General features: G+C 35.2%; 15 protein-coding genes. 9 read left to right on the forward strand and 6 right to left on the reverse strand.

Annotated features, from left to right (window positions below; genetic code table 11):
• The first annotated feature begins 1 nt into the window (after position 1).
• Positions 2–1,543, forward strand: a complete 1,542-nt coding sequence (gene dnaB, locus JS605_RS15200) for a replicative DNA helicase (protein ID WP_203258577.1) — start codon at positions 2–4, stop codon at positions 1,541–1,543.
• 122 nt (positions 1,544–1,665) lie between these two features.
• Positions 1,666–2,850: an asparagine synthetase B gene (locus JS605_RS15205; protein WP_394369026.1), complete on the forward strand. Its 1,185-nt coding sequence runs from the start codon at positions 1,666–1,668 to the stop codon at positions 2,848–2,850.
• Here the strand turns inward: JS605_RS15205 and JS605_RS15210 are convergent, their stop codons facing one another.
• Both JS605_RS15210 and JS605_RS15215 read right to left on the reverse strand, forming a co-directional pair.
• Positions 2,851–3,318: a hypothetical protein gene (locus tag JS605_RS15210; RefSeq protein WP_203258579.1), complete on the reverse strand. Its 468-nt coding sequence runs from the start codon at positions 3,316–3,318 to the stop codon at positions 2,851–2,853. It lies immediately after the preceding gene.
• Between the two features lie 68 nt (positions 3,319–3,386).
• Positions 3,387–4,208, reverse strand: coding sequence for an HAD family hydrolase (locus JS605_RS15215; protein ID WP_203258580.1), 822 nt, complete (start codon positions 4,206–4,208; stop codon positions 3,387–3,389).
• 209 nt (positions 4,209–4,417) lie between these two features.
• Between JS605_RS15215 and JS605_RS15220 the strand changes: the two genes are divergently transcribed.
• From JS605_RS15220 to JS605_RS15250, 7 genes are all read left to right on the forward strand, one after another.
• Entirely contained in the window at positions 4,418–4,864 is a 447-nt protein-coding gene (locus JS605_RS15220; protein ID WP_203258581.1) for a hypothetical protein, read from the forward strand.
• A 269-nt stretch (positions 4,865–5,133) separates the two neighbouring features.
• Entirely contained in the window at positions 5,134–6,453 is a 1,320-nt protein-coding gene (locus tag JS605_RS15225; RefSeq protein WP_203258582.1) for a hypothetical protein, read from the forward strand.
• Between the two features lie 117 nt (positions 6,454–6,570).
• The gene (locus JS605_RS15230; protein WP_203258583.1) at positions 6,571–8,010 is read left to right on the forward strand and encodes a T9SS type B sorting domain-containing protein; all 1,440 of its coding nucleotides are present in this window, start codon (positions 6,571–6,573) and stop codon (positions 8,008–8,010) included.
• Position 8,011: 1 nt separating this feature from the next.
• Complete coding sequence (locus JS605_RS15235) at positions 8,012–10,597, forward strand: PorP/SprF family type IX secretion system membrane protein (protein ID WP_203258584.1); 2,586 nt, start codon at positions 8,012–8,014, stop codon at positions 10,595–10,597.
• Positions 10,598–10,668: 71 nt separating this feature from the next.
• Complete coding sequence (locus JS605_RS15240) at positions 10,669–18,897, forward strand: T9SS type B sorting domain-containing protein (protein WP_203258585.1); 8,229 nt, start codon at positions 10,669–10,671, stop codon at positions 18,895–18,897.
• A gap of 36 nt (positions 18,898–18,933) precedes the next feature.
• Entirely contained in the window at positions 18,934–19,911 is a 978-nt protein-coding gene (locus JS605_RS15245; protein ID WP_203258595.1) for a PorP/SprF family type IX secretion system membrane protein, read from the forward strand.
• A 372-nt stretch (positions 19,912–20,283) separates the two neighbouring features.
• Entirely contained in the window at positions 20,284–20,715 is a 432-nt protein-coding gene (locus tag JS605_RS15250) for a secondary thiamine-phosphate synthase enzyme YjbQ (protein ID WP_203258586.1), read from the forward strand.
• Between the two features lie 197 nt (positions 20,716–20,912).
• Here JS605_RS15250 and rplT read toward each other — a convergent pair whose 3' ends face one another.
• The 4 genes from rplT to thrS all read right to left on the reverse strand — a co-directional run bounded on the left by rplT (position 20,913) and on the right by thrS (position 24,149).
• A complete protein-coding gene (gene rplT, locus JS605_RS15255) occupies positions 20,913–21,257 on the reverse strand; it encodes a 50S ribosomal protein L20 (protein WP_130938161.1) in 345 nt (114 codons plus the stop codon).
• 101 nt (positions 21,258–21,358) lie between these two features.
• A complete protein-coding gene (gene rpmI / locus JS605_RS15260; RefSeq protein WP_019388182.1) occupies positions 21,359–21,556 on the reverse strand; it encodes a 50S ribosomal protein L35 in 198 nt (65 codons plus the stop codon).
• A gap of 69 nt (positions 21,557–21,625) precedes the next feature.
• On the reverse strand, positions 21,626–22,096 hold the full coding sequence (gene infC, locus JS605_RS15265) for a translation initiation factor IF-3 (protein WP_229731371.1): 471 nt from the start codon (positions 22,094–22,096) through the stop codon (positions 21,626–21,628).
• Between the two features lie 118 nt (positions 22,097–22,214).
• Entirely contained in the window at positions 22,215–24,149 is a 1,935-nt protein-coding gene (gene thrS, locus JS605_RS15270) for a threonine--tRNA ligase (RefSeq protein WP_203258587.1), read from the reverse strand.
• Between the last annotated feature and the right edge of the window lie 415 nt (positions 24,150–24,564).

The raw sequence follows: 24,564 nt of genomic DNA on the forward strand, positions 1-24,564 counted from the left end.
TATGAAACAACCTAACCAAATAAAAGGATTTAAAGTTGATAAGAGTACAATTATTAACTTAGAAAAAGGTAAAATACCACCCCAAGCTATTGATTTAGAAGAAGTTGTGCTTGGAGCGATGATGATTGATAAAAAGGGGGTTGATGAGGTAATTGATATTTTAAGCCCTGATGCATTTTATAAAGAAGCGCACCAGCTTATTTTTGAAGCTATTTTTCAGTTATTTGAAGGGAGTGAACCCATAGACTTATTAACCGTTTCAACGCAGTTAAAGAAAAACGGAAAATTGGAAATGATAGGAGGGGATTTTTACCTTATTTCCTTAACGCAAAAGGTGTCTTCTTCAGCACATATAGAGTTTCATGCCCGCATCATACTTCAAAAGTTTATTCAAAGGAGTTTAATTAAAATTTCTAATGAAATTATTGAAGATTCATATGATGAAACTAAGGATGTTTTTGACTTGTTGGATAAAGCAGAATCTAAACTCTATGAAGTTACTCAGGGTAATATTAAAAAATCCAGTGAAACAGCTCAGGAATTAGTTATTCAAGCTAAAAAGAAGATTGAGGAAATTTCTAATAAGGAAGGTTTAAGTGGTATTCCTACAGGGTTTCATAAACTAGATAAATTAACTTCAGGGTGGCAACCTTCAGATTTAATTATCGTTGCAGCAAGACCAGGTATGGGTAAAACCGCTCTTACCTTGTCTATGGCCAGAAATATTGCTGTAGACCAAAATATTCCTGTAGCTTTCTTTTCTCTAGAAATGGCTTCTGTACAGCTTATTACACGTTTAATTTCAAGTGAAACTGGACTGTCCTCAGAAAAACTAAGAACAGGAAAGCTCGAAAAGCACGAATGGGAACAGCTTAATGTAAAAGTTAAGGATTTAGAAAAAGCACCATTATTTATTGATGATACACCGTCACTATCAATTTTTGATTTAAGGGCGAAAGCACGCCGTTTATCCTCGCAACATGGTATAAAACTCATTATGATTGATTATTTACAATTAATGACAGGTGGAAGTAGCCATGCAGGTAATCGTGAACAAGAAATTTCCATGATTTCCAGGAACTTAAAAGCACTTGCAAAAGAATTAAATGTACCAGTAATAGCGTTATCTCAGTTATCACGTGCCGTTGAAACCCGTGGGGGAAGTAAACGCCCATTACTATCAGATTTACGTGAGTCTGGAGCAATCGAGCAAGATGCAGATATTGTAAGCTTTATTTACAGGCCTGAGTATTATAAAATTGATGAATGGGATGATGAAGAGCGTTCACCAACCGAAGGACAAGCAGAATTTATTATAGCCAAACACAGAAATGGTGGTTTAGAAAATATTCGATTAAAATTCCTAGGGCATTTAGGTAAGTTTGATAATCTGGATGATTTTGATTCTCCTTTTGAATTCCACAGTAAAATGAATGCAGCTGCCAATGATGATACGTTTAAGGCTGATAACTTTACAGCAAGTCCTGACCAAGCCTTCGGTAGTTCGTTTAATGAAGATGATGATAACGATGTGCCTTTTTAACATATGATTAATTCACTAAGGTTGTTTTTTTCTTTATCTTTCGGATTATGAAAAAAGCCCTGATAGTCTCGATAATTTTTCTTTTTTGCTTTGAAATTCATGCGTCTTATGTCCTTATCCCAATGGATGCAGAAAGCCAAAAAAACCACTTAAAGGCTTATGGGATAACCTATTGGACGTTAGAGAAACAACTGAAAGTAAAATGGTTATTGAATTATAGAGGCGGTTCTTTTTTATTGCCTGATACCGAGGCAATTCAGCAAGAATGTCAAATAAGAGGGGTGTCTTTTGAAGTTGTTTCCAATGGAAAAGCCGAAAGTATTCTTGAGGAGATTGCTAGTCCCAGCAAAAACATGGAGGCAATAATTTTAGAAAAAGCACCAAAAATAGCAGTGTATACGCCAAAAGGTAAATTACCTTGGGACGATGCGGTTACTATGGTTTTGAAGTATGCCGAGATTCCTTATGAGACGATTTATGATGAAGAAGTTTTAAATGATAGTCTTTTATTATTTGATTGGTTGCATTTACACCATGAAGATTTTACGGGCCAATACGGCAAATTTTATGGTATGTACCGATCCTCATCATGGTATATACAAGAAAAGAAAGAGGCTGAGGCTTTGGCAACAAAATTGGGATACGCCAAAGTATCTGATGCTAAACTTGATGTAGCATTGAAGATACGAAACTATGTTTTAGGAGGAGGCTTTATGTTCGCCATGTGTAGTGCGACTGATAGTTTTGATATTGCACTCGCATCAGAAGGGGTCGATATATGTGAACCGATGTTTGATGGTGATGGTAGCGACCCTGCCTACCAGAATAGAATTGATTACAGTAAAACTTTTGCTTTCACAAATTTTCTATTAGAAAGAAACCCTAAGATATACGAGTTCTCATCTATAGATACCACGAGAAAACGAGCAATTTCTAAAACAACAGACTATTTTTCTTTATTAGAATTTTCGGCCAAATGGGATCCTATACCAACTATGCTATGTCAAAATCATACAGCACTAGTAAAAGGTTTCATGGGGCAAACTACAGCTTTTACGCGAGATGAGATAAAATCCAATGTTTTGGTAATGGGAGAAAACCGCACTAATGGGGAAGCCAAATACATCCATGGTATTAAAGGAAAAGGTTTTTTTACGTTTTATGGCGGACATGACCCTGAAGATTATCAACATAGGGTAGGAGATGCTAAAACAGAATTGGATTTACACCCTACTTCTCCAGGTTATCGATTAATACTAAACAACGTTTTGTTTCCAGCAGCAAAAAAGAAAAAACAAAAAACCTAACTAGTCGTCGGTAACTATCCTTCGTTTAAAGGTATAGATAAAACCATCCGTAGCTGCCGCCCCATCCGATTTAATATTCTGATTAATGATTAAATCTTCCTCGGTTGGAGTAAGTAATCCAGCATATTCTTCTCCATCAATAAAAATTATGGATTGGGTGCCATATACGGGTATTGAGATAGAGTAGGTTCCAGTATCTAAACCATCTTCTAACGATGTATCCGTATTGTTGTTTAGTACTTTTAGCGTGCCGTTTCCTACAAAATCAACATTAAAAACCCATACGATAGTATCCACCTCAAAATTAACATCAACACCGGCAATACCACCAGATACATTGGTTAAGTGCCATTGAAATATTTCCACACTTTGCGCCTCCAGAGTATCAACTTCTGGATCAGCATTGTCAACACTACAACTGAATATTAAGGACAAAAATAAGATAGGGGCTAAAAACTTAAATTTCATAATAAAATATACGTTTTTACTTAAAAGATGATTAAAATTGATAAAGGTTGCGTAATAAAAATAAAAATTTACGGTTTGAAAACCAATTTTTCTTTTTCCATCAAGAGTTTTTGAAGAATAATTTCAACACCTAAATCGTTGTTACTCTTAGTCTCAAATCTAGCCACAGATTTTACCAGAGGATGAGCATTTGCCATCGCAAAACTAAAATAAGCGTTCTCTAGCATTTCTAAGTCGTTGTTATAATCACCAAACGCAAGGGTTTCCTCGTCACTAATGTTGTACTTCTTTTGTATGTGTTTAATAGCAGTACCTTTATTAGCAATGTTTTCAGATATATCAACCCAATGTGTTGCAGATAATTTTACTTTAAAATCAGATTCTAATACTCTAATATGGGGATATATGTGTTTTTCAGAACTTTCCTCATGAAATAAAGCAACTTTATACACCTCTTCTACAATTTCTCTTGGATGATTTATTACCTTATAATTATGATAATATTCCGATAACAGGTTTAGTAATTGATGAGATTTACTCATCACATACGCTCTATCTTGAGTACAAAATACTGGGTGGGCGTTCTCAACAGTACCAATTATACTTATGATGCTTTTAAAATTTTTTTCAAGGATAGGGTTGGAGAGGAATACGTTATTTTCATGGATGGCTAAGCCACCATTTTCAGCTACAATTATTATATCATCCTTAATTTCAGACAATTTATCAACCATTCCATAATATGGTCTCCCGCTAGCAGCTACAAAAATGATATCGTGTTTAATTAATTTTTTAAAAAGTTGTAAAAATAATGGACTTACTTCATGTTTAGAATTAAGTAAAGTACCATCCATATCAGTTACTACAAGTTTAACCTGTGATAAATTCATGTATATATTTTAAAAGGCAAAAATACTTTATTTATGGGGTTGAAAAATAAATTACTTATTAATTAATTGTCAAAAAATTACTTTTTTAAATCAAATATGATCGAGATAAGAATGTAGTACAAAGTAAAAATACTTCAAAAAAATCGATAAAATGATTGTTTTTTACGATAAATTACATATTTTAGCAGCCTAAACCCAAATCATAATCCATGAAAACGAAATTATTCTTTCTTAGTTTTTGCTTTATATTAATCTCTAGTATTGGTTTCTCTCAAAAAAAGAAACAGCCAAAAAGCATTATTAGTGACGACGTAGCCATAAAAAAATATCATAGTAAAGATGAGTTGGATAGAATGGCTAAAGGAGAGTTATTGGTGCTTTATGAAGAGAGAATTGAAAGCTTAGTGAAATTAATGCCTTACATAGCATTTGCCACTAAACCAGGAGTTACTATGTCTACTTTAGGTATACCTAATGATAGTGACAATAGGAAAGCTTTGGATGACCAATTTGAAGCCACTGATGAGTTTATAGAAAAAACTTCAGAATTTCAAAAAAGAATATTGCCATACTCCGATACCAATGATTTAGTTTCAGCTATCATTTTTTATGAAGAAACACTCAAATCATTACATGAGTATAGCGAATTTCATTAAGACTTTTTTTTAGTTACAAAGAAACCCAATCATCATTGGGTTTCTTTCTTTGTATCTGTTTTCTTAATGTTTATGAAAGAATTTATTTTATAATCTTATTCTTTCATTTATATTTTAAATCTTAAATAGTTGCATTTCATCGATTTTTTAGATTTAAATTAGTGAATAAAAGTGCATTTTATCGAAATATTTGGTATTTCATAGAATATTCTTTTATTTTTGATTATGTTAATTGCGAGCATTTACCCTCGATGTAAAAAATTAGTACAATGAAAAAAATAACTCAAATTCTCTTGGTGTCTTTGATAACCTTTGGTTGTTTTGCGCAACAGGAAAAAGGCATTATTGGAGAAAATAATTGGTTAAACAATTGGACCCAGTTTCAATCAAATAAAATTGATTATGGCGAGCCCACACAAATACTGGCTGGAACTATTAAGGAGAATACTACATTAAAAAAGGGAGAGGTCTATTTACTTTTAGGAAGTGTTTTTGTAGCCCCAAGTGTAACTTTAACCATAGAGCCAGGTTCTGTGATTCTTGGAGATTATAAGACTGTGGGATCTTTGACTATTTCTAGAGGTGCTAAAATTTTGGCGGAAGGTAGAGCTACGGACCCCATTATTTTTACTTCAAATAGAAGTGTTAAAAGAGCTGGAGATTGGGGAGGTGTAATGCTTCTGGGAGACGCCCCAATAAATAGATACGGTTCAGGTTCTGTGGCATCGTTTTACCCAAACCTTAGCCCTTCAGATTACGCTAACACTAATTACGGAGGAGACGAAGTATTAGGTGCTTCAGGAATCATACGATATGTTCGTATAGAATATGCAGGTAAGCGTGTATCTCAAGATACCTATTTTAATGGACTTTTACTCGCTAGTGTTGGAGCAGGTACCGAGGTAGACCACATTATGGTTAGTAACGTTGAAGAGGATGGGTTTGAAATTTGGGGGGGGAATCTTTCTTTGTCAAATTTAGTGTCATACAAAACAAAGGGAACAGATTTTAAATTTAATTATGGTACTTCATCTATAATATCCAATTCATTAGCAGTTAGATCACCTTATGCCTCTAACGGTAGTGGAGACAGATGCTTACAAGTGCTTTCATACCATAAAAAAGAAGAGGTAGATTTTCAAAAGAGTCAAACATCAATAGAAGCTACAAACTTAACGTTTTTAAATACCAGTAAAGATTTAAAGTCTGCAATTAAAATGAATTTAGTTCATGAGGCTATTTATGTAGGGGTTGATGCCAAATTAAATATGTCTAAAAGTGTGATCTCTGGTTTTAATCCAGCAGTGATTTTAGATCAAAATATTTATGTCAATCAGGACAATCTAGAAAAAATTAAGTTCAAGGAGATGTACTTTAATAATTGTAATGGTAACATTTTTGTTGAGAACAATAGTAATAATGATGATTTAGAAAACTGGTACGGAAACAGAGCTTTTTTTAATGTCTATTCCAAGAGTAATAATACAGAAACTTTTATTGCGTCTGATAATTATAAACGACCAGATTTTAGGCTTAGAATAAATAAAATCATAGCATCTAATGTTGATAAGGATGCATTGGATGACTAAAAAAAATATTAATCGATAATTTATATGGTATAACTCTAGGCATTTAATCTCAAACACATCCAAAGCTTATATGGGTGCAATTTAATTCCTAGGGGTTTTATTAAACGATAGAACTGCATGCGGAATTTTACTTTTTTTACTTTTTTTATTTTCTTGCTATGGGCTAGTTCTGCCTTAAAAGCGCAGATAGTTATAAGTAAGCCCAATTTAGGGTTTACACAAGCGTGCGCCAGTTCTTCTTTTAACACATATGATGTTACGTTTTCATTTTCTCCAGTGGAAAATTTAGGAACATCAAACAGATTTATTATAGAATTATCTGATGAAAATGGTAGTTTTTCTAATGCTACAATTGTATTTTCATCAATAGAAGGTAGTGTGACTACATCTCCTGCTACTTTAAGCTTTTCAATACCAAATGATACTGCAGGGGAAGGATACAAATTAAGGGTAAAAAGTACGTCTCCTCAAGCTACTAGTAGTGCCTCAAATGCATTTGCTGCTTATTATAAAATTCAGGACAGTCCATTTACTATCAATAATTTGATAGACACTGGGGTGTTTTGTTCGGGTGGAAGCTACTTGCTCACAATTGACAACCCGGGAGACGCCATGAACGATTCCCCATTGCAATATCCTAGCTTAACTTTTAATTGGTACAAAGAAACTGGTCCTACAACATCAGTATTTATAGCATCAGGCGAGAGTTTAGAGGTAAATACAGAGGGGACATATTTTGTTGAAACCAATTATGGGACATGTACATCAGATTCGTTTTCAAATAGAGTAGCTGTAAGTGAAGCATCTTCGGGTACAACATCATCTTCTATCAGTTCCAGTTTAGGTAACCCCTATTGTCAAGCAAATGGTCCTACAACCTTAAGCGCTATTAACGGCACATCTTATCAATGGTTTAAAGATGGAAAAGAGATTGATGGTGCTACAAGTCAGATGTATGAAACCAATGAAGCCGGTAAGTATGAGGTAAGGGTAGATTTGGATGATTGTACTACATCCGCTTCTATAGATTTAATTAATATAGATTTTACGAGCGAGATAGATGCCGATGAAGACAACATTTTAGAATCAGGAGAAAGATTAATGGTAAATGTTACAACATCAGCAAGTAATCCAGTATTCGAATGGTATTTAAATGATATTCGTATTACGGGGGCTGATGAAAGTAATTATGAAGTTACAGAACAAGGAAATTATAAAGTAAATATTACACAAACCCAAGGCTGTAATGCAACACAAGTAATAAGCTTTAAAGTTACAGAACCATTTCCAGATGTTGCAAATATACCTAATGTAATTACACCAAATGGAGATGGTATCAACGATACATGGGTAATACCACAGGCATTTGTAAGTGGAACAAATACAGAAGTTACATTAATAAGTGCCCAAGGTAAAGTAGTATTAAGTACAAATAACTATCAAAATAATTGGCCTGAAAATGAATTAAATGATAAAGGTGTAAATCCAGTATACTATTACATTATAAAAACCTCAAATCAAAATATAAAAAAAGGGTCCATTACGGTTCTAAGGTAAAATGAATAAATATCTATTATATATGTTTCTAGCAATATGTTCTATTCAGCAATTTCATTCTCAAGAGAGCAATGGTATTGTTGCGTTGGCATTACCCGTTAGAAACTCTTTAAAGTTTAATAGATATGCTATTAACCCAACCTTTAGTTTTGTAAGGGAGCAAAATAAGTATATAAGTTTTACCAATAAAAGACAGTGGGCTCAATTTAGTGATGCGCCGCAGTCTTATTTATTTAGTTATTCAGGTCGTTTTTCAGAAAATATTGGAGCGGGTGTTGGTTTATTTCAGCAAAATTTTGGTGTTTTAACCACCTTTGGAGGGATTTTAAACTTCGCCTACAATGCAAATATAGGTAGAGAAAGCAATTTAACTTTTGGATTGAATATTGGAGCTTACCAAAGTGGATTGAATCAAGGCAGGGTAGTTGTTAATACACCAGATCCATCCCTACAGAATGTACCATCTAATTTTTTAATAACAGTAAATCCTGGTATAAATTATGGTACAGATTTTTTCGATTTTGGTGTATCCATAAACAATTTAGTATCCTATAATTTAAGTGAATCCCAGATCATAGAAGAGAATCCAGAACAAGGACTTCAGGCACATGTAATGTACACGGGTTATATGAATTCAAGAGGCTTTTTTGACAATAGTAGGTTTTCTACATTAATAAGAAGTGAGTTTAAGAAAGACCAAACAGTTATTTCAGGACTTGCAATGCTAAATATTCCAAAAGGTGTATGGGCACAAGCAGGTTATAATACGTTATATGGAGCATCAGTAGGTGTAGGCATCAACGTTACAAATAATATTGCAATTGAATATAACTATGAGCAATCTATGGGCGATTTTTCAGAATTTGGAAGTTCTCATGAAATTACCTTAGCCTATCGCTTCAACAAAAACTATAGGTATAATTATGGAGATGATGATGAGGAACAATCGGTATTTAATTCCACAAAAAAGAGAAGAAAACGTAATAACCTAACCGACGAAGATCGTGCGAGAATAGCAGAACGAAGAGCAAGAATTGCAGCAGAGAGATTAGAAGAAGCCAAAGCTAAAGAGGAACAAGCGGATGCAAAAATTGAACAATCTGAAGTTTCAGAGGTAAAAAAAGTAGAAAACAGTAATACGAATGTAGCTAAAGATGAGATAAAGGAAAAAACTGTTATAGATGAACAAGAGAAGTTACAACAGGAATTAGAACGACAAAGAAAATTAGAAGAAGCTAGATTAAAAGCAGAAGAGGAAAAACGATTACGAGAAGAGCAGGAGAGAAAAAGAATAATAGAAGAAGAAGCGCGTAAAAAGAAGGAAGCAGAAAGATTGAAAGCAGAAGCTATGGCTAGAGCTAAGGCAGAAGCAATAGAAAAAGCTAAAATTGAAGAGGCAAGATTGAAGTTGGAAGCTGAGAAAAAAGCAGAGGAGGAGAGAAAGTTACGAGAAGAGCAGGAGAGAAAAAGAATAATAGAAGAAGCGGCACGTAAAAAAGAGGAAGCTGAAAGATTAGAAGCAGAAGCTATCGCCAAAGCTAAGGCAGAGGCTATAGAAAAAGCTAAGATTGAAGAGGAGAAACGCAAAGCCCTAGAAGTAGAACAATTACAACAAGAAGCAGAGAGAAAAAGAAAAGAAGAAGAAGCGAGATTGAAGTTGGAAGCAGAAGAGAATGATGAAACTATTATAGAACAAGAAGATATTCCTGTGGCAAATGATGAAGCATCTAAAACAATGAATGCTTTAGTAAGTGAAACTAATGCAGCTAAAAAAACTCAGGATGAATTAATGAAACGATTCTCTGAAAAAATTGCTATAAAGCAAAAAGATTTAGATGATTTAAAAGAAGAAAACGATTTAAGTGAAAAAGGAATTTATCTAGAGCCAAAACCTTTTAAAAGTTTAACGGAAGAAAATCAGGAGCTTGAAAAGATTAAGGATGAAATAGATAAGACGCTTGAAGAACAAAAAATAAAGATTATCGAGCTAGAAACAATGTATTTAAAGCGTAAGAGAAAAGTTAGGGATAAAAATGACCCAGTAAATGAATTTTACCAAAATGCCCTAGAACGATTAAAATCTGAACAAGAGCATTTATTGAGCGCTAAAAGAGATTTGATATTGAATTTAGAACAAATAAAAGAAGCTACAGATTTCGAAAGAAAGAGAAGAATACGTCGTGCAGCTTATGATAATCAACAAGATAGATATAATAAAGATAAGGCTACTCTTGCTAGAATTAAAAAGTTTACTGATGAAAGGGCTGTACCATTACAAGAGGAAGATTTCGATTTTGGAGAAGAACAAACCAAGAATATTCAAATTGTTAAAAATGTATTGAATGAAGAGCCTGGTTACTATATAGTTATTGCAGTACATAACAGTGTAGAGAAACGTGATGATTTTGTAACTAAAGTGGTGGCATCAGGAGAGAAGAATATAAACTTTTTCTTTGATGTAAACACCAATAAATATTTTATATACTATGAAAAGTTTAATTCAATAAACCAAGCTAAAAATGCTTTAAGCCAAAAAGGAAGTAAACCGTATAATGCTAAAATGTCCCTTGTTAAAATTGATAATTAGAAGAATTAGATAAACAACTGATTGCTATTTCTCTCAATCCCAAATGAACTGAAATAGAAAAACTAACAACTATGAAAACACCTACTTATGTAAACACCTACATTTTTGCTTTAATGCTCTTAATGGGTATGCAGTGTTTTGCACAAAATCTAGTACCTTTTTCACCAAGATATGACGAGGCCATTAAGGGTGATATGCTTTTGATTGGGAATAGTAATGTAGGATTACATGTTACCAATCCCTATAATGGAAGCGATACGAATGATAGGGTTAATGCTGCAGTTTATGTAGATATTGATAGCGACCCTACAACATTTAACTCTAGTACTGCGGATTTAGACGTACCAAGCGATACCAACTGTTATCAAATTGTATATGCAGGATTGTATTGGAGTGCCGTAGTTAATGGTGCTGAACCAATATCAGATATTAAATTTAGAGTACCTGGAAGTGCGGCTTATCAAGATATAACCGGCACACAGATATATTTTCAGAATGCTGCGAATAATAATAACTCAAACACTTATGTTTATTATCACGATGTAACCGATATTCTTACTGCACTACCTAACCCAGAAGGGACCTATGGTGTAGCTAATATATCGTCGTTAGTAGGGGCAAAACCCAATTCTGAAGGGCTTTCGGCAGGTTGGTCTCTTTTCGTTATTTATGAAGATCCGTTATTACCGAGTAAATATATCACATCTTTTGATGGCTTTACAAAAATTACAAGTGCCATAAACGAAACCTTTCCTGTTTCTGGTTTCCAAACCATTCCAGTGGGGCCAGTTCGTGCTAAATTCGCATTTAGTACCATTGAAGGTGATAGACGCTATACAGGTGATTATTTAGAATTAAATGGAAGTGTTATAGATGCTACAGATAACTCAGGAACAGTAATACGTCCAGGGAATAACTTTTTTAACAGTACCGTATCTATTATTGATCCCGTTACCAATACGCCAGAATTATTTTTTGATAGAAACCCAGCAGGAACCAATACATTAGGATTTGATGCGGGAATTATCAACATACCAAATGCTGGTAATACGTTAATAGGCAATGGAGATACCACCGCAACCATTAGTTTGGGGAGTAATTTGGATATATATTACTACTATTTCAGTGCTTTTGCCATAGAGATTATTGCTCCAAACATTGTATTAACCAAAATTGTTGAAGACGAATTTGGTACAAATATAGAAGGTCAAGAAGTAGACCTAGGTGATGAGCTAAACTATGTGATTGGTTTTGAAAATACCGGTAATGATGATGCTACTAATCTTACTATTCGAGATGTTTTACCAACAAATATCGTATTTAATTATCCAGCAGATATAGTTTCGTTACCTACTGGTGTGACAGTGCAAAGTTATGATGCAGCAACAAGGGAAATTGTATTTAGTGTAGACCGTACAATTGTGGAACAAAATGATCCCGTACAATCCATCCGATTTAGGGTAACGGTGGTTTCAGATTGTAGTTTATTAACTGATGCATGTTCAAATATTATTGATAATCAGGCTTATTCCACATATCAAGGAACTATAAACCCAGATTTTACAATATCAGATGACCCTAGTTACAATAGTAATACAGGATGTTTAATAACACCAAGAGCTACTAATTTTTTAGCAGATTTAAATTGTACATTTGATGAAAATGTAGTGCTGTGTGGAGACTCAACAACCTTAACAGCAGCCAATGGTTACGACTCATATACATGGTCAACAAGTCCAAGCGGTACACCGGTAATCGGAACAGGACAATCTATCACGGTTACGTCAACAGGTACGTATTATGTATACAATGCGGCTACAGCACCATGTCAATCCATAACACAACAATTTGATGTTACACTTTTCGGGTCTAATGTTACAAATCCAGTAATACCTTATGCTGATGAGGTAGTAATATGTCCTAATGATGGCAAGGAATTACCAAATATCTTTTTGTGTGGCGCAAACGATTCAAGATTTATTCAAACCAATATCACGGATACGTCTTCAATGATATGGGAAGTTTTAGATGAATCTAGCTGTACAGCAGTTTTAAACCAAGATTGTGCGAATGAAAGTGATACTTGTACATGGAATCAAGTCGCAACAGGAGCAAATTACACTGCTGATACTGCAGGTCAATACAGATTAACGTTAAATTATGATGGCGGGTGTTTCAATCAGTTTTACTTCAATGTTTATGAAAATTTATTAGTACCTAATGTTACGTCTCAAGATATTATTTGTACTACACCAGGAGAGATAGTAGTAGGTGGCGTGCCAAGTGGTTATGAGTATAGTATAGATGGCGTGAACTACCAAGTGAGTAATACATTTGTTGTAAATACATCAGGGATTTATACTGTGTATATAAGACAATTAGGGGTTACACCTAACCCTTGTATTTTTACAGTTCCGGATGTTCAAATTAGGGAACGGGATTTTAATGTACAAACCACAGTTACACAACCTATATGCTATGGCGAATTAGGAAGCGTAGTGGTAGCTGCAAATGATGTTCGTCCACAGTATTTCTTTTCAATCTCTGATGGAGCAACATTAATAAATAGTGTTGGTCCGATTGTAGACGACAATTATACTTTTGAAAACCTAAACCCCGGAATATACACGATAAATGTTTCAACTGAAGATGGATGTACATTTACTGGGGACATTGAATTTATTGAACCACCAATACTCGAAGCAACCTCGGCAATAACTAAACCCATAACATGTACTGATGGAGAAATTACAGTGTACCCTACGGGAGGAACACCACCGTATTATTATTTTATAAATGGAAGTTCAACATTTCAAAGTACTCCAATAATCAATGCCCCTTCAGCAGCAACATATACGATTAGAGTAGTTGATTTTAATAATTGTGAAGTAGAGACAACCATTTCTATAGGTGCCACTCCAGAACCAGATTTCACAGTTGCCCAAACCGATATTTTATGTTCTGATGATCCAGATAGTGGAACCATTACAGTTAACGTTACCAATCCAAATGGTAATACATTACGTTACAGTATAGATGGAGGAACCACTTACCAAAATTCTCCAAACTTTACAAACCTAATAGCTGGAGATTATGATGTAATCGTAGAGTATACATTTGGTACCGATGTTTGTACAACTACACCGCAAACAGTTACCATAACTGCCGCAACTGCAATAAATGGAACTGTATCCCTAACTACACCATACACTTGTACAACTAGTGGTGTTATAACAGTTTCGGGAACAACAGGAGGAGCACCACCATATGAGTATAGTATTGATGGTTTGAATTTTCAATCAGGAACAACATTTACAGGATTAACAGGCGGTACTTATACGGTTACGGTAAGAGATGCAAACGTATGTACATTTGTATCTGCACCAATAACCATAGATGCGTTAAATCCACCTACAGATTTAAGTTTTGGTAGCACGCCAATAACATGTCCGGCAAATACTTCAGATATTACTATTACAGCTACAAATGGAGTAGCTCCTTTAGAATATCAAATAATTGCCCCAACAAGTGCAATAACAGCTTATCAACCGTCAAATATATTTGCGGGATTAGCTCCAGGCACATATACATTTCAAGTAAGGGATGCAAATGAATGTACTTATGCTGAGACATATACTATTAACCCTTTACCACCATTAACAGTAGGAACGGTAATAACTAAGAATTTAGACTGTACAGCATCTCCAGATGGAAACATTCAAGGCACAATTTCTGGAGGAGTAGCGCCTTTTACTTATGAAGTTTCAGTAAATGGAGGCACATATACCAGTTTAGGAACTACAGGTACAACATTCAATTATACAGTAACAGGCGATGGTACGTACCAATTCCAGATAACTGATGCCAACAACTGTATAGTAGAATCGGGTGTACAAACAATAAATGCAATTTCACTACCAGAAATTACCTCTGTGACACAAACAGCAGATAATTTATGTCATGGAGATGCTAATGCTGCCATTGATATAATCATTAATAATGCAGTTGGAACACCACCATTTGTTATAAATGTTAATAATGATACAACAGGAACAAATTACGGCACGCTAACATCGGGCTTACCAGCTGGAAATTATACTATTACATTAACAGATGCCAATGCGTGTGAAGACACAGAAACGATTACCATTACCGAACCATCTCCAATTAGTGTCACACATAGTTCACTACCTATAACTTGTGATGTTTTAAGTGGAGGTGTATCTAAAGGTTCTGTAATTGTACAAAGTGTTGCAGGGGGAACAGCACCTTATAACTATTATGTAACAGGAACAAATGGGTATTCAGCAACAGAATTGAATGCATCAGGAACTACATCAACAACCTTTGATGTAGTAGATTTTGGTTTGTATCAAATCAATGTAGTTGATGCTAATGGTTGTTCTATTTTAGTTCAAGATGTGTTGGTGGCCTCACCACCAAACGATTTAGATATTTTAGTAAATACAACAGTTAATTGTACAACAGGAGGAGAAGCAATAGTAAGTATTGGAACTTCCTTAGTAAGCACAGGACCATTTTTCTTTGATATTTATAGAGGTGTAATTCCACCACCGCCTCCAGGAGGAACTTGGGTAGCAGAGGATACACCAGGTAGCCAAACCGCAACATTTACAGGATTATTACCAGGAATTACATATACGTTTATAGTGTATGATGACTCAACAGGATGTAGCTACTACGAAACAGCCACAGCATCAATTCCTACAAATTCAACATTAACGGCAACAAGCGTAACTTCCAATAATATTACATGTGTAGGAAGCGCTGATGGTAATGTGTCATTTACAATAAATAGTGTTTATGGTGTTGCAACAAATGTAGATTATGAGATTTTCAATTCACTATCTATAGTATCCACAGGGATAACAGGATCTGGAGTAGTGCCAGCAGGAGGAAGCTTACCTATTTCTAATTTAGGCGCATTACCATTTGGGACATACTTTGTTTCTATCACAGAAACATCAGGGCCAAATGCAGGTTGTGGTGTGGTAACCGTACCTTTTAATATTACAGAATCAGCAATAGACTTAAGTATAACAGCAACAGTAGATAGAAATGCAAATTGTAATCCTAATTCAGGATTAATAAGTGCAATAGCAAGAGATGGAACACCACCATATACCTATCAAATTACAACATCAAGTACAGCACCCACAGCAGTAGATCCTGCATGGGCATCTGCAAATACGTTTAATGTTGATGCCAATACCTATTATGTTCACGTAAAAGATGCATATAATTGTATAAGAACAACAACAGCAATTGTTTTACCACAAGACCCAGAGCCAGTTATCTCTGCAACATTAAATAATCAGTGTACTGTAGCAGAGGGCGAGTTTGAAATTGATGTTGCCTTGACTAGTGCAGGAATAGCACCTTATAGTTATAGTATTGATGGTGGTGCATTTCAAACAAGAACAGCACCGTTTAGTATTTCTAATCTAGCTTCAGGAACCCATACCATTGAAATTCAAGATGCTAATGGTTGTGGTAATTTAGTATCCATAGATATTGCTCCACCAGTAGACCTAACACCTAGTATAACTACATTACCAACCTGTAATAATGACGATGGACAAATTACCATAAACGGAAATGGGGGAACAGGAGTATATACCTATACCATTAGTCCAAATCCAGCAAGTATTAGTTTAAGTGGAAATGTGTTTTCTGGTGTACCATCTGGAACTTATACCGTAACGGTAACAGATGCCAATACATGTTTTGCAGAAGTAGAAGTTGTTTTACCAGAAGCTATACCACCTGTGGTAACCACTACTCCAAACGCAGTAACTTGTTTTGGGGATAATACAGGGAGTTTTGAAATTAACGTAAGCGCCTATACAGGCCCATATACTTATGAAGTGTTTGATAGTACTTCTACATCAGTAACAGGTATTGTAAATGCCAATACATCAACAAATCCTGAATTAGTTTCTGGAATGTTGGCAGGAACTTACAGTGTAGTTATTACGCAAAATGCAAATCCATTTTGTACCACAACTACTGATGTCATCATTCAATCTCCACCAGAAGCCTTATCAGTTGTAGCTACAGAGACATCTAATGTTACCTGTGATAATAATCTAGGAACAATTACAGCGGTAGCTAGTGGTGGATATGGCACTTATGAATATGAATTAACAGGGGCAGCAACAGTAGCATATACTTCAAGTGGTACATTTGCTAATTTGGAAGCAGGTGTATATACTGTAAATGTAAGAGATGCAGGTGGTTGTATAGCTTCAGATAATGTTACACTAATTATTCCAAATCCAATAGATGCCACAATTTCAGCTAATACAACCTTACTGTCTTGTTTTGGGGATACTAATGCAAGCATTACAGTAACAAATACCACAGGAGGACAAGGTTCAAATTATACATATACCCTTAATCAAGTGTTGCCAACAGTGTCAAGTTCAGGACCGCAAACATCTACTGTTTTTGATAATTTAGGAGCAGGAACATATAACGTTACTGTAACCGATGGCTATAATTGTGAGTTCAATACACCAAATATTGTAATTAATGAACCTACAGAAGTACAAGCAACTTTAGTAAAAGCAACATCACAAACCTGTTTAACAGAAGCAACACTAACCTTAAGTGCTTCAGGAGGAAACGGGCCTTACAGTTATAGTGCAGACAGTAATTTTTCAACGGTAATAGGCACATTTGCTACTTCAACAACATTCTCAGTACCAGCTGGAGATTATCAATATTATGTAAGAGATACTAATGGTTGTATTGCAGATATTTCCAATCAAATTACCATCGATCCATTACCGGATTTAGCGGTAAATCTTGATGCAATGAATGCCACTATTAACTGTACGGGAGATGCCACAGGTGTAATTATTGCAAAAGCAGAGGGAGGTTTAGGTAATTATGTATATACCCTAGAAGATACTTCAGGCAATGCAATTCCAGCAACACAAACCACTCCAGGTATATTTACCGAGTTACCCGCAGGGAACTATCAAGTGAGGGTAGATAGTGGAGATTGTTTAACAACATCAGCAATAATCCCAATTACAGAACCTGCATTACCACTAGAAGTTACTTTTAATACAACCGATGTAACCTGTACAGGTGAAAATAATGGCTCAATAGAAATACTGGCCACAGGAGGAACAGGGACTATTAAATATGCGATATCCCCTCAAATGAATCAATTCTTTGATGAACCTATTTTTGAAGATTTAGCACCAGGAACATACCAAGCAGTGGTTCAAGATGAATTAGGATGTTTTGTAATTATAGATTTTGATATCGATGAACCTGCTCCAGTATTTTTAACAGTAGTACCAAATTCTACAGTTCCAGAATTGTGTACAGGAGAACTAAATGGTGCATTTAGTGTAGAAATATCAGGTGGAAGTTTACCTTACAATGTGAGTTTGGATAACTATGATGGGCCATATACAACAGGAACAGATACACAAACAGTTTTTGATTTTACAGGGTTAGCTGGTGGGAATCATGTGGTTTATATCAGGGATAATGAAGGTTGTGAGGCAGAGTTTGAAATAGATTTTCCAGAGTCAATTCAATTTACCCCAGAATTAGTCATTGATTATGGGTGTGTTAATAATGCTTCAACTAACACAGTTACAGTTCATCTAAATGAAAATGACACTGTAGATCCAGCAGATTTAGAATATGCATTGGACGGTGGTACATATCAAAACGATAACGTTTTTACAAATGTAGCATCAGGGTTAGATCATTATATTGATGTGAGACACGCAAACGGCTGTGTACAAAGAAGTGCCCTTTTTGATATAGATGATTATCAACCTTTAGCTTTAACACTAAGAGAAAGTGGATTAAATGAGATAGAAGCCACAACAACAGGGGGTACAGGGAATTATGAATATTTCCTTAACGGGGAATCTTATGGTGATACAAATACATTCATAATCTATGCTTCTGGAACTTATACAGTAACAGTTGTTGATACTAATGGATGTCAAGTAGAAGCATCCATACCAATGGAGTTTATTGATATCTGTATTCAAAACTATTTTACACCAAATGATGATGGTACATTAGATGAATGGGGTATAGGTTGTGCAACACAATACGACGATTTAACCTTTGATATTTTTGATCGATACGGTAGAAAAATAGCAACCCTTAATGTAAATGAAAAATGGGATGGTAGGTACAAAGGCAGAGAACTACCAACGGGAGATTATTGGTATGTAGTAAAGTTAAATGATAGCCGAAACGATAAAGAGTTTGTAGGGCATTTTACCCTTTATAGATAAATCAAGAAGATGATAAAAGACATAAAATATAAAATGATGCGTAACTCAGCAATGGCTTTTATACTATTTCTGGTAATTAAAAGTTATGGACAGGAGTTAAACTTACCAGTATTTACACAATACCTGGCAGATAATAATTTTGTAGTATCTCCAACCTATGCAGGCATAGGGGATAATTTAAAAATTAGGGCAAATGGTTTAACACAATGGGTTGGCATCAAAGGTGCCCCAGATAATCAATCTATATATGGAGATGTAAGGATTGCAGACCGTACAGGTGTAGGGCTATCCTTTTACAACGATAGAAACGGGAACACTATACAAACAGGAGCAAAGTTCTCATTCGCACATCACTTAATCCTCGATTATTATTCTAAGCAGTATCTATCTTTTGGGATTTCATATAACATTAACAATTTTAGAATAGACATTAATAATTTTAACACAACCTACGAAAATCCAACCATAGATCCATTTGTAACTGATGATAGAAGAACATCAAATAATAACTTTGATATAGGAGCCTTGTACCGTTTTGGTGGCTTTTGGTTGAGCTTTAATGCAAACAATATTTTACCTAAGAACTTTGATGAATTTATAAGACGAACAGAACCTAGCTTATTACTTAACTATCAGGTGTATTCAGGTTACACATTTAGAGGTCCTAAAAAAAGTGGTTTGGAGTACGAACCATCACTGTTTTTCCAATGGTTTGGAAGTGATAATCGCTCAGCAACAGATTTAAATTTCAAGTTCAGAAAATATAACCGTTATGGAGATTATTATTGGGGAGGTATTTCGTACCGTTTCTTGAACGATCAAATATTAAAACCCCTAAATATAGGTCCTATGATTGGTTTCCAAAAGAATATATTTTACTTTGGATATGCCTATCAAATCACAACTAACGAATTAGCCGCATATAATTCTGGAACACATGTAATTACCGTTGGGCTTAACTTCTTACAGGGTATTAGCAATTGCCCATGTACGCAAGATCCAGTTCACGATTAAGCAATTAATGTAAACCATTTGGGCGCTCCCCTCTAAAACACTCTGGGGTGTTTCATGAAAATTTATCCTGTCGGGTCGGGCTATCCGCTATATCTTTATGCGAAGTTGTATCTATACTGTTTAAAGCTATCGTCTAATAAATACAAATTCCTCAAGGTTTATTATATCATTTCAAAAAGTTCGCATAAAGGATGTCGCTGCTATCCCTAGCGCAACTATCCGCTAACTTTATGCTTTCTTCAAATTAGGGACAACTTTATAAAAGTCTTTTTCTTAAATTGGAGTATATTAAAACAATTTCTTGCGACATTTACTGAACTCGTTTCAGTAAGGCTAGAATCCGCTAAGAATATAATTACGATTACTAAATACATGAAATTCTTCCAAAAAGAAATAAGATTAAACCCTTACCCAAGAGGTTTCCACCTAATTACCGATGATGTGTTACGAGCCTTGCCAGAAATAAAAGAAATTCAAATAGGGCAGTTACAGGTCTTCATCAAACATACCTCGGCAAGCTTAACTATTAATGAAAATGCAGATTATACTGTAAGAACAGATTTTGAAAGTCACTTCGATAAAATAGTGCCAGAAAATGCACCTTATTATCAACATACGTATGAGGGATCTGACGATATGCCTGCACACATTAAAGCGTCGTTATTGGGTGCTTCTATACTAATTCCTATAACCAATGGCAAGCCTAATCTTGGGATTTGGCAAGGTATTTATTTATGTGAACATCGTAACCACGGGGGCTCTAGAAAAATTGTCATTACTGCATTTGGCGGACAAGCGCGTTAGTGATTGAACGGCATGTTGGAGCTCCTCGTAGAGAGCGACTAGTGAAAGCACGGCCCGTAGTGATCCTACAAGGTTTTTAAGAACCTTGTAGGTATGAGCGAAGGGTAACGCTCAAAAAAATAAAATAAAAAAATCCGACTCTTTCGAATCGGATTTTATATTAAGCGAATAATATGTTTTACAATAGGCTAAGCGCCTTATTTTACTTTATCTACAACTGCTTTAAAAGCTTCTGGGTTATTCATCGCTAAATCTGCAAGAACTTTACGGTTCAATTCGATATTGTTAGCTTTAAGTTTCCCCATAAATTGAGAATAAGACAAACCGTGTTCTCTGGCACCTGCATTTATACGCGTAATCCATAAAGCGCGGAATGTTCTCTTTTTATTTCTACGGTCTCTGTACGAGTATTGCATCGCTTTGTCAACCGCATTTTTAGCTACTGTCCAAACGTTTTTACGTCTTCCAAAGTAACCTTTTGCTTGTTTAAGAACCTTTTTTCTTCGGGCTCTTTTTGCTACAGAATTTACTGATCTTGGCATAATTTTAAATGTGTTTTGTAGTAGGCGACCCAGCAATTCTGAATTCTTTGATTGGCCTAACTCCAGGGTTTATAAATTGTTTTAACCGATTAAAACTGGTGTTACTTTAAACGTAACATGGTTTTAATATTATCTTCGTCAGCCTTATGCACTAATGTGTCATGGGTTAACGCTAGCTTACGCTTTTTAGATTTCTTTGTTAAGATATGACTCTTAAAAGCGTGCTTTCTTTTAATCTTACCAGTACCCGTTAACTTAAAACGTTTTTTGGCACTAGATTTTGTTTTCATTTTAGGCATTTCTTTTCCTAGGTTTTAATTATCGCGCTTAATATTTTTTATCATGCTGAACTTGTTTCAGCATGCCATCTATTTTTTTTCTTTCTTTGGAGCAATAAACATGGTCATTCGTTTTCCTTCAAGCTTTGGCATTTGCTCCACTTTACCAAACTCTTCTAAATCTTGTGCTAGACGAAGCAACAAAATTTGACCTTGCTCTTTAAATATGATTGAGCGTCCTTTAAAGAATACAAATGCTTTTAATTTAGCACCATCTTTTAAGAACTTCTCAGCATGTTTCTTTTTAAACTCGTAGTCATGATCATCAGTTTGTGGTCCAAATCTAATTTCTTTAACTACAACTTTAGAAGCTTTTGCTTTTAAAGCCTTTTCACGTTTCTTTTGCTCGTAAAGAAACTTTTTGTAATCCATAACTTTACAAACAGGAGGATCCGCTTTTGGCGAAATTTCTACTAGATCTAAGCCCAGTTCATCGGCAAGCCTCATGGCATCACCTTTGGTATAAATACCTACTTCTACATTGTCTCCAACTAAACGCAATTTTTGCGCTGTAATTTTCGAGTTAATTTTGTGTTTGTCTTCTTGAACAACCCTTCTTTGCGGCTGTCTTCTTCTTCTAATTGCTATGGCTACTTCTTTTTTTAATTAAACTTTTATTCTAGAACGATTTTAACGTTTTACTAATATCCTCTTTTATTATTGTGGCGAATTCATCTATAGAAATCATTCCTAGATCTTCGCCACCATGCTTGCGCACAGTAATTTTGTTTTCTTTTTCCTCTTGCTCGCCAATAATGAGCATATAAGGGTACTTTTGTATTTCGGCCTCCCGAATTTTCTTCCCTATAGTCTCATTTCTATGGTCTACAAGGGCGCGAATTTCGTGATTTTCAAGCAAATTTAAAACTTTTTCAGAATAATTTTCATATTTCTCACTGAGCGATAATATTTTAGCTTGTACTGGCATTAACCAAATAGGGAAGTTTCCACCAGTATGTTCTAGAAGAATAGCAATAAAACGCTCCATACTTCCAAAGGGAGCACGGTGTATCATTACAGGGCGATGTTCTTCATTATCACTGCCTTTGTAAACCAAATCGAAACGTTCAGGTAAGTTGTAATCTACTTGAATTGTACCTAACTGCCATTGTCTACCCAAAGCATCTTTTACCATAAAATCCAGTTTAGGGCCATAAAAAGCAGCCTCGCCTTCTTCAATAATATAATCTAACCCTTTATCCTTAGTAGCATTGATAATCGCTTGCTCGGCTTTTTCCCAGTTTGCAGCATCACCAATATATTTGTCTGGGTTTTTTGGGTCTCTAATAGAAACCTGAGCAGTAAAGTTTTCAAAACCTAGAGATGTAAATACATAAAGTACTAAATCTATAACGTTTTTAAATTCGTCATCTAGCTGCTCCGGAGTACAAAAAATATGCGCATCATCTTGAGTAAAGCCTCTAACACGTGTTAGCCCATGAAGTTCTCCGCTTTGTTCGTACCTATATACAGTACCAAACTCAGCATAACGCACAGGTAAATCTTTGTAACTCCATTGAAAACTGTTGTACATTTCACAATGATGAGGGCAATTCATAGGTTTCAATAAAAATTCTTCATCATCTTTAGGGGTGGTAATAGGTTGAAAACTATCCTCACCATATTTAGCATAGTGTCCGGAAGTTACGTACAATTCTTTCTGTCCAATATGTGGAGACGCTACCATATCATAACCAGCTTTCTTTTGTGCGGTTTTTAAGAAATTCTCTAAACGTTCACGTAAAGCCGCACCTTTAGGTAACCATAAAGGTAAACCTTGTCCAACCCTTTGAGAAAACGTAAAAAGTTCCAACTCCTTACCGAGTTTTCTATGGTCACGTTTTTTAGCCTCTTCAAGTAATTCTAAGTATTCCTTAAGTTCCTTTTGCTTCGGGAAAGAAATACCATAAACACGAGTCAGTTGAGGTTTAGTTTCGTCACCACGCCAATATGCACCAGCAATACTGGTTACTTTTACAGCTTTTATAATACCTGTATTAGGGATATGTCCGCCACGGCACAAATCTGTAAACGTACTATGATCACAAAATGTAATGGTGCCATCCTCAAGGTTTTCAATAAGTTCAGTCTTAAAGGCATTGTTCTTATAAAGTTCTAGAGCTTCAGCCTTTGTCGCAGAACGCATTTTAAAATTATGCTTACCACGAGCTATTTCTAGCATTTTATCCTCAATAGTCTTAGCATCTTTTTCAGAAATACTATGTTCTCCAAAATCAACATCGTAATAAAATCCATTTTCAATAGCTGGACCAATGGTTAATTTAGATCCAGGATACAGTTCTTCGATAGCTTGCGCCAAAACATGTGCCGAAGAATGCCAAAAGGCTTTCTTGCCCTCATCATCTCTCCATGTGTAAAGTACTAGCGATCCATCGGTGGTCAATGGCGTTACTGTCTCAACAGTTGTACCATTGAAACTGGCCGAAATTACGTTTCTAGCCAAACCTTCGCTAATGCTTTTCGCAACATCCATCGGAGTAACGTTTTCCTCAAACGCTTTTACACTTCCATCGGGCAATGTAATATGTATCATAAATCAAATTAAAAATAGGCTGCAAAGATAATATATAAACAAATCCACACAATATATATCTAACTATAATTTTTCAGACAGTGTTTCTCGGTACATCGATATAAGTTTGAGTGTCATATTGGTAATCATTTGGGACATCAGACAGGTCTAGGGGGCGTTCCGGGGACGGTGCTCCATATATACATATATCTATATGTATAAGTTAATCTATTTAATCTATTTAATCTATGTCAGTCAGGGAGGTCAGAGCATGCCAGGTTGCCTGTGCAGGTCACAGGGCCTTGACAAGGCACACCATCTATGTGGCGACTAACACAAAAACTTTTTCCCTGTAACCCCCACGTAATAAGGGTCTTAAAAACGAGTTTAAAAAAAGGGCAAAAAAATATGAAAAAAGCCATTGCGCAATTAAAAA

The organism is Hyunsoonleella ulvae (assembly GCF_016827605.1).
In the GTDB taxonomy this organism is placed as follows: domain Bacteria; phylum Bacteroidota; class Bacteroidia; order Flavobacteriales; family Flavobacteriaceae; genus Jejuia; species Jejuia ulvae.